The following is an 8,394-nucleotide window of genomic DNA, read 5'->3' as shown; positions in this document are numbered from 1 at the left end:
GCCGCTGATGCCCGAGGCGCGCGCGCGGTAGCGGCGGTTCATGAACGCGGCCAGCGCCACCAAAAACAGCGGGTCGCTGTGCGGCACGTCTTCGGCGTGGAAGCCCTTGCCGTAGTTCTCGGCGATAAAGCCGGTGTTGAAGTCGCCCGTCACAAACTTGGGGTGCGCCAGCAGCGCGGCCTGGAATGGGATGTTGCTGCTGATGCCGCGAATCACAAACCCGTTGAGTGCCGCGCGCATCTTGGCGATCGCATCGTTGCGGTCCGTGCCGTGCACGATGAGCTTGGCGATCATCGAGTCGTAATACATGGGGATCTCGCCGCCTTCGTACACGCCCGTGTCCACGCGCACGCCCAGCTTCTTGCTGGTGTCGGACTGGAACATGGATTCCTCTGGCGGCTGAAAGCGCACCAGACGGCCCGTGGACGGCAGGAAGTTGCGGAACGGGTCTTCCGCGTTGATTCGGCACTCGATGGCCCAGCCGTCGCGCTTCACATCGGCTTGCGTCAACGGCAGCTTCTCGCCCGCCGCCACGCGGATCATCAGCTCCACGAGGTCGAGGCCGGTAATGCATTCCGTCACCGGGTGCTCCACCTGCAGGCGGGTGTTCATCTCCAGGAAGTAGAAGTCCTGGTCCTTGCCGACCACGAACTCCACCGTGCCCGCGCTCTGGTACTTGACGGCCTTGGCCAGTTGCACCGCCTGTTCGCCCATGGCCTTGCGGGTGGCGTCGCTGATGAAAGGCGATGGTGCCTCTTCAATCACCTTCTGGTGGCGGCGCTGGATGGAACATTCGCGCTCGTTCAGGTAGATCACGTTGCCATGGCTGTCGCCTAGCACCTGGATCTCGATGTGGCGTGGCTCCTGCACGAACTTCTCAATGAAGATGCGGTCGTCGCCAAAGCTGTTGCGGGCCTCGTTCTGGCAGCTGGCAAAGCCTTCAAACGCTTCCTTGTCATTGAACGCCACGCGCAGGCCCTTGCCGCCGCCGCCGGCCGAGGCCTTGATCATCACGGGGTAGCCAATGCCCTTGGCAATTTCCACCGCCTGCTCGGGGCCGCTGATCGCGTCGTTGTAGCCAGGGATGGTGTTGACCTTGGCCTCATTCGCCAGCTTTTTGGACGCGATCTTGTCGCCCATGGCCGCAATCGAATGGGCCTTGGGGCCGATGAAGGCAATGCCCTCGTCTTCGCAGCGCTTGGCGAAGGCTTCGTTTTCGCTCAGGAAACCGTAGCCGGGGTGCACGGCCTGGGCGCCGGTCTGCTTGCAGGCGGCGATGATCTTGTCGGCCAGCAGGTACGACTCACGCGAGGGCGCGGCGCCAATGTGCACGGCCTCGTCGGCCAGCTTGACGTGGCGGGCTTCCTTGTCGGCGTCGGAATAGACGGCCACCGTCTTGATACCCATCTTGCGGGCAGTAGCGATAACGCGGCAGGCGATTTCGCCACGGTTGGCGATCAGGATTTTCGTAAACATGTTCTTATGCTCCTTGTCCGCTCACAGTGGAATGTTCCCGTGCTTGCGCCACGGGTTTTCCAGCTTTTTGTCGCGCAGCATCACCAGCGACCGGCAGATGCGCTTGCGCGTCTCGTGCGGCAGGATCACGTCGTCGATAAAGCCACGCGCACCGGCCACAAACGGGTTGGCAAACCGCTGCTTGTATTCCGCCTCACGCGCGGCCAGCTTCACGGGGTCGTTCTTGTCTTCGCGGAAGATGATCTCCACAGCGCCCTTGGCGCCCATCACAGCAATCTCGGCATTGGGCCAGGCCAGGTTCACGTCGCCGCGCAGGTGCTTCGAACTCATCACGTCGTACGCGCCGCCGTAGGCCTTGCGGGTGATGACGGTGATCTTGGGCACGGTGCACTCGGCATACGCGTACAGCAGCTTGGCGCCATGCTTGATGATGCCGCCGTACTCTTGAGAAGTGCCGGGCATGAAGCCGGGCACGTCCACAAAGGTGACCACCGGGATGTTGAACGCATCGCAAAAGCGCACAAAACGCGCTGCCTTGATGCTGGACTTGATGTCCAGACAACCGGCCAGCACCAGCGGCTGGTTGGCCACGATGCCCACGGTCTGGCCTTCCATGCGGGCAAAGCCAATGAGGATGTTCTTGGCGTACTCAGGCTGCAGCTCGAAGAAGTCCCCGTCGTCCACCGTCTTGAGGATCAGCTCCTTCATGTCGTAGGGCTTGTTGGGGTTCTCGGGTACCAGGGTGTCCAGGCTCAGGTCCATGCGGTCGGCCGGGTCGTTGCTCTTGCGCACCGGGGCTTTTTCGCGGTTGTTGAGCGGCAGGTAGTTGTACAGGCGGCGCAGCATCATCAGCGCCTCCACATCGTTCTCAAACGCCATGTCGGCCACACCGCTCTTGGTGGTGTGCGTCACGGCGCCGCCCAGCTCTTCGGCGGTCACTTCTTCGTGCGTTACGGTCTTCACGACTTCGGGGCCGGTCACGAACATGTACGAGCTGTCCTTGACCATGAAGATGAAGTCCGTCATAGCGGGCGAGTACACGGCGCCACCGGCGCTCGGGCCCATGATCATGCTGATCTGCGGAATCACGCCGCTGGCCAGCACGTTTTTCTGGAACACGTCGGCATAGCCGCCCAGGCTGGCCACGCCCTCCTGAATGCGCGCGCCGCCCGAGTCGTTGAGGCCGATGACCGGCGCGCCGACCTTCATGGCCTGGTCCATCACCTTGCAGATTTTCTCGGCGTGGGTTTCGCTCAAAGCACCGCCAAACACGGTGAAGTCCTGGCTGAAGACGAACACCAGGCGGCCGTTGATCATGCCGTAGCCCGTCACCACACCGTCGCCGGGAATCTTGTTGTCCTCCATGCCGAAGTCGGTGCAGCGGTGCTCGACGAACATGTCCCATTCCTCGAACGTGCCGTCGTCCAGCAGCAGCTCGATACGCTCGCGCGCCGTGAGCTTGCCCTTGGCGTGCTGCGCATCAATGCGCTTTTGCCCGCCGCCCAGGCGTGCCAGCGCACGCTTTTTCTCCAGTTGCTCCAGGATGTCTTGCATGGTCGTCCTTTGGTGAATGGGTTTGTCTACTATTTATTTGATAGCTGCTTGCGCTTGATGGTTGTGCGCCAGCAGCAGATTTCGTGCTGCAGTGGATGCCGCAATGCGCCCCGCAGCCACATCGGCCTGCATCTGGGGCAGCAGCTCTTTGACCTGGGGGTGCTGGCGAAATGCGAGCTTGAGGCCTGCGTCAATGCGCTCCCACATCCAGGCCAGTGCCTGCTTTTCACGCCGCGTGGCCAAGCGGCCGTTGGCGGTTTGCAGCTGGCGGAACTGCGTGACGGCGGCCCAGAAGCTGTCCACGCCCTGGCCCAGCAGCGCGCTAATCTGCACTACTTTCGGGTGCCACAGCGTTTCGTCGTGATGAGCGTTCTCGGGGTTGCCGTGTTGGCTGAGCAGGCGCAGGCTCGATGTGATCTGCGCCTCGGCCCGCGTGGCAGCGCTCTTGTCGATGTCAGCCTTGTTGATGACCACCAGGTCGGCAATCTCCATCACGCCCTTCTTGATGGCCTGCAGGTCGTCGCCCGCGTTGGGCAGTTGCATCAGCACAAACATGTCCGTCATGCCCGCCACCGCAATCTCGCTCTGGCCCACACCCACGGTCTCGACGATGACCACGTCGTAGCCTGCGGCCTCGCAGACCAGCATGGCCTCGCGGGTTTTCTCTGCGACTCCGCCCAGCGTGCCGCTGGACGGGCTGGGACGGATGTAGGCTTTCTCGTGCACCGACAGGTGCTCCATGCGCGTCTTGTCACCCAGGATGGAACCGCCCGAGACTGTGCTGGACGGGTCGATGGTGAGCACGGCCACGCGGTGGCCCTGGCCGATGAGGTACAGGCCCAGGGCTTCGATGAAGGTGGACTTGCCTACGCCGGGTACGCCGCTGATGCCGAGGCGGAAGGCCTTGCCGGTGTGGGGGAGCAGCGCTGTGAGCAGCTCGTCGGCCTGGGTGCGGTGGTCTGCGCGGGTCGATTCGAGCAGCGTGATGGATTTGGACAGGGCGCGGCGCTGAACAGGGCCTGGCGCGCCCACCACACCTTGGTAGAGGTTCATGGCGCGATCTCCGCCAGGCGTGGGTCGAACGCCGGGCTCCAGCGGTACTCCAGGTCGAACTCCTGCTCTTCCACCAGCCGAAAGCCGTGGCGTAGGTAGAAGCGGTTGGCATCGCTGCCGCGCAGTGCGCCCAAGGTAATGTCCTGGCCCGAAGCGCGGCCCTGTGCCTTGACCCATTCCAATGCCCAAGCCCCCAAGCCTTGGCCTTGGTGGGCGGGACGAATGTAGAGGTGATGCAGGCGCAGGCTGCCTGACCCGGCATGCGGAATGAGGGTGAGGTAGCCCACTCGCTCTCCGTTGATGAGGATGTGCCGCATGTGCGCAGGCTCGAAAGCACTGCGCAGCCGCTCCCGCACGCGCACCGGGTCAAAGCGGCCCAGGCGCTCCAGGCTTTCGCGCAAGGCCTCAGCGCGCAGGTCGGCCATGGACTCGAAGTCCTCGGCGGCGACGCTACCCAGGCTCCACATGGACGATGCCACCCAACTCACGCAGCCACAGCCTTGCGAATCTGCTCCAGCACATCCTTGGCGCTGGCCGGAATCGGCGTACCCGGGCCATACACGCCCTTCACACCCGATTCGTACAAAAACTCATAGTCCTGCGCCGGGATCACCCCGCCCACAAACACGATGATTTCATGAGCGCCCTGGTCCTTGAGCGACTGGATGATGGCGGGCACCAGCGTCTTGTGCCCCGCAGCCAGCGTGCTCACGCCCACGGCATGCACGTCGTTTTCAATGGCCTGGCGGGCGCATTCCTCGGGCGTCTGGAACAGCGGGCCCATGTCCACGTCAAACCCTAAGTCGGCAAAGGCGGTGGCCACCACCTTGGCGCCACGGTCGTGCCCGTCCTGGCCCAGCTTGGCGATCATCACGCGGGGGCGGCGGCCTTGTTCTTCGGCAAAGGCGTTGATTTCGGTCTTGAGTTTGTCCCAGCCTTCGGCCGAGTCGTAAGCGGCTGCGTACACACCGGTCACCTTTTGCGTGTCGGCGCGGTGGCGCCCAAAAACCTTCTCCAGCGCATCGCTCACTTCGCCCACCGTGGCGCGCAGGCGCACGGCGTTTATCGACAGCTCCAGCAGGTTGCCTTCGCCGCTTTCTGCTGCAGAAGTAAGAGCATCCAAGGCTTGCTGGACGCGCGCAGAGTCGCGTTTTGACCGAATATTATTGAGGCGCTCGATCTGGCCGTCTCGCACCTTCATGTTGTCGATCTGCAGGATATCGACCGGGTCTTCCTTGGCCAGCTTGTATTTGTTGACGCCGACGATCACGTCCTTGCCACTGTCGATGCGCGCCTGCTTTTCAGCAGCGGCGGCTTCGATCTTGAGCTTGGCCCAGCCGCTGTCCACGGCCTGGGTCATGCCGCCCATGGCTTCGACCTCTTCGATGATCTTCCAGGCAGCGTCAGCCATATCCTGGGTCAGCTTTTCCATCATGTAGCTGCCAGCCCAGGGGTCGATCACGTTGGTGATGTGGGTCTCCTCCTGGATGATGAGCTGCGTGTTGCGCGCAATGCGGGCGCTGAACTCGGTGGGCAGCGCAATGGCTTCGTCAAAGCTGTTGGTGTGCAGGCTTTGTGTGCCACCAAACACGGCGGCCATGGCCTCGATGGTGGTGCGCACCACGTTGTTGTAGGGGTCCTGCTCGGTCAGGCTCCAGCCGCTGGTCTGGCAGTGCGTGCGCAGCATCAGGCTCTTGGGGTTCTTGGCGCCCGTGGCATTCATGATGCGGCACCACAGCAGGCGGGCGGCGCGCATCTTGGCGACTTCGAGGTAGAAGTTCATGCCGATGGCCCAGAAGAAGGAGAGGCGCCCGGCGAATTCGTCCACATCCATGCCCTTGGCAATGGCTGTCTTCACGTATTCCTTGCCGTCGGCCAGGGTGAAGGCCAGCTCCAGCGCTTGGTTGGCCCCGGCTTCTTGCATGTGGTAGCCGCTGATCGAGATCGAGTTGAACTTCGGCATGTTCTTGGCCGTGTACTCGATGATGTCGCCAATGATCTTCATCGACGGCTTGGGCGGGTAGATGTAGGTGTTGCGCACCATGAACTCTTTCAGAATGTCGTTCTGAATGGTTCCGCTGAGCTTGTCTTGCGAGACGCCCTGCTCTTCCGCCGCCACCACATAGCCCGCCAGCACGGGCAGCACCGCGCCGTTCATGGTCATCGATACGCTGACCTTGTCGAGCGGGATCTGGTCGAACAGGATCTTCATGTCCTCGACCGAATCAATCGCCACCCCGGCCTTGCCCACGTCGCCCGTCACACGCGGGTGGTCGCTGTCGTAGCCCCGGTGTGTGGCCAGGTCGAAGGCGACCGAAACGCCTTGCCCGCCTGCGGCCAGGGCCTTGCGGTAGAAGGCGTTGGATTCTTCCGCAGTAGAAAAACCCGCGTACTGGCGAATCGTCCAGGGCCGCACCGCATACATGGTGGCCTGGGGGCCGCGCAGATAGGGCTCAAAACCAGGCAGCGTGTTGGCATACGGCAGGCTGGCCGTGTCTTCGGCGGTGTACAGCGGCTTGACGGTGATGCCGTCGGGCGTCACCCAGTTCAGCGCGTTCACATCGCCACCAGGCGCGGACTTGGCGGCTGCCTTGGCCCAGGCCTCCAGCGAAGCGGCGGCGAACTCGGGGGCGTTGTTGGGGGGGGTGTCACTCATGGCGAAGGCTTCTCCGAAGATGGCGTTGGGTGCGTAAACAGACGCAAACGGCGCGCGGGCAGGTTCCGATGTGGCGGCGAGTTTACATCATTCATAATTATTGATTCAAAATATTCCTCGCAGCTTACAATCCACCCATGTCTGCCCTCACCCTCACGCCCCGAGCCCTCTACGAAGAAGTCGCCGAGCAGCTGCGCCAGCGCATCTTCCGCCGCGAGCTGGAGCCTGGCAGCTGGATTGACGAACTAAAGATTGCCGAAGAATTCGGCATTAGCCGCACGCCCCTGCGCGAGGCGCTGAAGGTGCTGGCCGCCGAAGGCCTGGTCACGATGAAGGTGCGCCGTGGCGCCTATGTGACGGAGATGAGCGAAAAAGACCTGCGCGACGTGTACCACCTGCTCAGCCTGCTGGAGAGCGACGCTGCAGGTGTGGTGGCCGAACGCGCTACCGACGCGCAGCTAAAGACGCTACAGGACCTGCACGCCGAGCTGGAAGCCGCCGTGGCCGACCGCGAGCAGTTCTTTGCCATCAACGAACGCTTTCACATGCACCTGCTGGAGATGGCAGACAACCGCTGGCGCAGCCAGATGGTGGCCGACCTGCGCAAGGTGATGAAGCTCAACCGCCACAATTCGCTGTTCAAGCAGGGCCGCATCGAAGACTCTCTCCGTGAACACCGCGCGATCCTCACTGCGATGCTGGCACGCGACACCAAGTCCACGGCCAAGGCCATGCAAGCGCACTTTGCACAGGGACTGGAAGCAGCGACCTGATTCATTCCTCCGGATTGATACCGGTAGCCTCGGGCATGCGGCCCCATGCGCTCTCAGGGAGCGATTTCAACCCGATTGCGTCCAGCGGCCTTGGCCACATAAAGCGCTTCGTCCGCGCGGCGCAGCACGCTATCGAATTGGGTATCGTCGGCACGGAGCACCGCCAGGCCGATCGACACCGTCAGGGGCAACACCAGATCACCCGCCGTGAACGGCGCCTGGGCCACTGAATGGCGCAGCCGCTCTCCAGCGGCCGGGGCGTCGTTTGGTTGCAGGTTATCGAACAGCACCACAAACTCTTCCCCGCCCTGTCGCGCCGGCAACTCGGCTTCTCGGCAGGCCGACTGCAGGCGCCCAGCCACATGTTTGAGGGCCACATCACCCATCTCATGGCCGTGCTCGTCGTTGATGCGCTTAAAGTGATCTATGTCCACGATCGCTAGCGCGAAACCACCGGTCGCCGCACTGGCACGGGCCCGCTCAAAACGCTGCTGCCCCATCTCCACCAGCGTGCGGCGGTTGGGTAAACCGGTGAGATAGTCGGTGGAGGCCGCACGCTCCCACTGGCGGCGGATGCGTTCGGAGCACATCAGCAAAAAAGCAGTGGTGCCGATGACCGGCAACGTCGCAGCGACCATGGGCGTGGCGATATTCATCCAGGCCCCCGCCCCAAACACGCTGAAAGCCGGGTTCACGCCTATCGCCAAAAAGTAGCCCGCGCGGAACAGCACGAACACCGCCACAGCCGTGAATAGACCCGCCATCACGCGCCGACTGCGGGCACCGTCGCGCCGCTCCTGTGAGACCAGAACCACAATACAGGCCACCAACAGTACAGACCAAACCACCGACACGGTCAGAATGCGCCCCCCCACATCCGCC

At 62.9% G+C, this 8,394-nt stretch carries 7 protein-coding genes; 1 reads left to right on the top strand and 6 read right to left on the bottom strand.

Annotated features, from left to right (window positions below):
- The 5 genes from DBR12_RS05885 to scpA form a co-directional block, all read right to left on the bottom strand.
- The coding region (locus tag DBR12_RS05885) for an acetyl/propionyl/methylcrotonyl-CoA carboxylase subunit alpha (protein WP_233244322.1) at positions 1-1,476 on the bottom strand (1,476 nt) is incomplete at its 3' end.
- A gap of 21 nt (positions 1,477-1,497) precedes the next feature.
- Entirely contained in the window at positions 1,498-3,030 is a 1,533-nt protein-coding gene (locus tag DBR12_RS05880; RefSeq protein WP_063460287.1) for an acyl-CoA carboxylase subunit beta, read from the bottom strand.
- Positions 3,031-3,063: 33 nt separating this feature from the next.
- Positions 3,064-4,083 (bottom strand): methylmalonyl Co-A mutase-associated GTPase MeaB, encoded by a 1,020-nt coding sequence (gene meaB / locus DBR12_RS05875; protein ID WP_108616403.1) that lies wholly within the window; start codon positions 4,081-4,083, stop codon positions 3,064-3,066.
- Complete coding sequence (locus DBR12_RS05870) at positions 4,080-4,571, bottom strand: GNAT family N-acetyltransferase (RefSeq protein WP_369861368.1); 492 nt, start codon at positions 4,569-4,571, stop codon at positions 4,080-4,082. Before DBR12_RS05870 ends, meaB begins: the two co-directional genes overlap by 4 nt.
- Positions 4,568-6,739: a methylmalonyl-CoA mutase gene (gene scpA, locus DBR12_RS05865; RefSeq protein ID WP_108616402.1), complete on the bottom strand. Its 2,172-nt coding sequence runs from the start codon at positions 6,737-6,739 to the stop codon at positions 4,568-4,570. Before scpA ends, DBR12_RS05870 begins: the two co-directional genes overlap by 4 nt.
- Before the next feature lie 137 nt (positions 6,740-6,876).
- Here scpA and DBR12_RS05860 point away from each other — a divergent pair, with 137 nt between their 5' ends.
- Positions 6,877-7,512, top strand: a complete 636-nt coding sequence (locus DBR12_RS05860) for a GntR family transcriptional regulator (protein ID WP_108616401.1) — start codon at positions 6,877-6,879, stop codon at positions 7,510-7,512.
- 53 nt (positions 7,513-7,565) lie between these two features.
- On the opposite strand, the gene DBR12_RS05855 is transcribed toward DBR12_RS05860, so the two are convergent.
- Positions 7,566-8,394, bottom strand: an 829-nt coding sequence (locus tag DBR12_RS05855) for a GGDEF domain-containing protein (RefSeq protein WP_108616400.1), incomplete at its 5' end; no start/stop codon positions are given.

This window comes from Acidovorax sp. HMWF029, assembly GCF_003060895.1.
Classification (GTDB): Bacteria; Pseudomonadota; Gammaproteobacteria; order Burkholderiales; family Burkholderiaceae_C; genus Acidovorax.
Note: the sequence above shows the minus strand (reverse complement) of the source record. Positions and strands in the feature narration are given on the sequence as shown.

What these genes read in the sequence shown, in the direction of transcription:
- DBR12_RS05880 (WP_063460287.1), bottom strand. Translation starts at nt 3,030, where the DNA reads ATGCAAGACATCCTGGAGCAACTGGAGAAAAAGCGTGCGCTGGCACGC.
- meaB (WP_108616403.1), bottom strand. Translation starts at nt 4,083, where the DNA reads ATGAACCTCTACCAAGGTGTGGTGGGCGCGCCAGGCCCTGTTCAGCGC.
- scpA (WP_108616402.1), bottom strand. Translation starts at nt 6,739, where the DNA reads ATGAGTGACACCCCCCCCAACAACGCCCCCGAGTTCGCCGCCGCTTCG.
- DBR12_RS05860 (WP_108616401.1), top strand. Translation starts at nt 6,877, where the DNA reads ATGTCTGCCCTCACCCTCACGCCCCGAGCCCTCTACGAAGAAGTCGCC.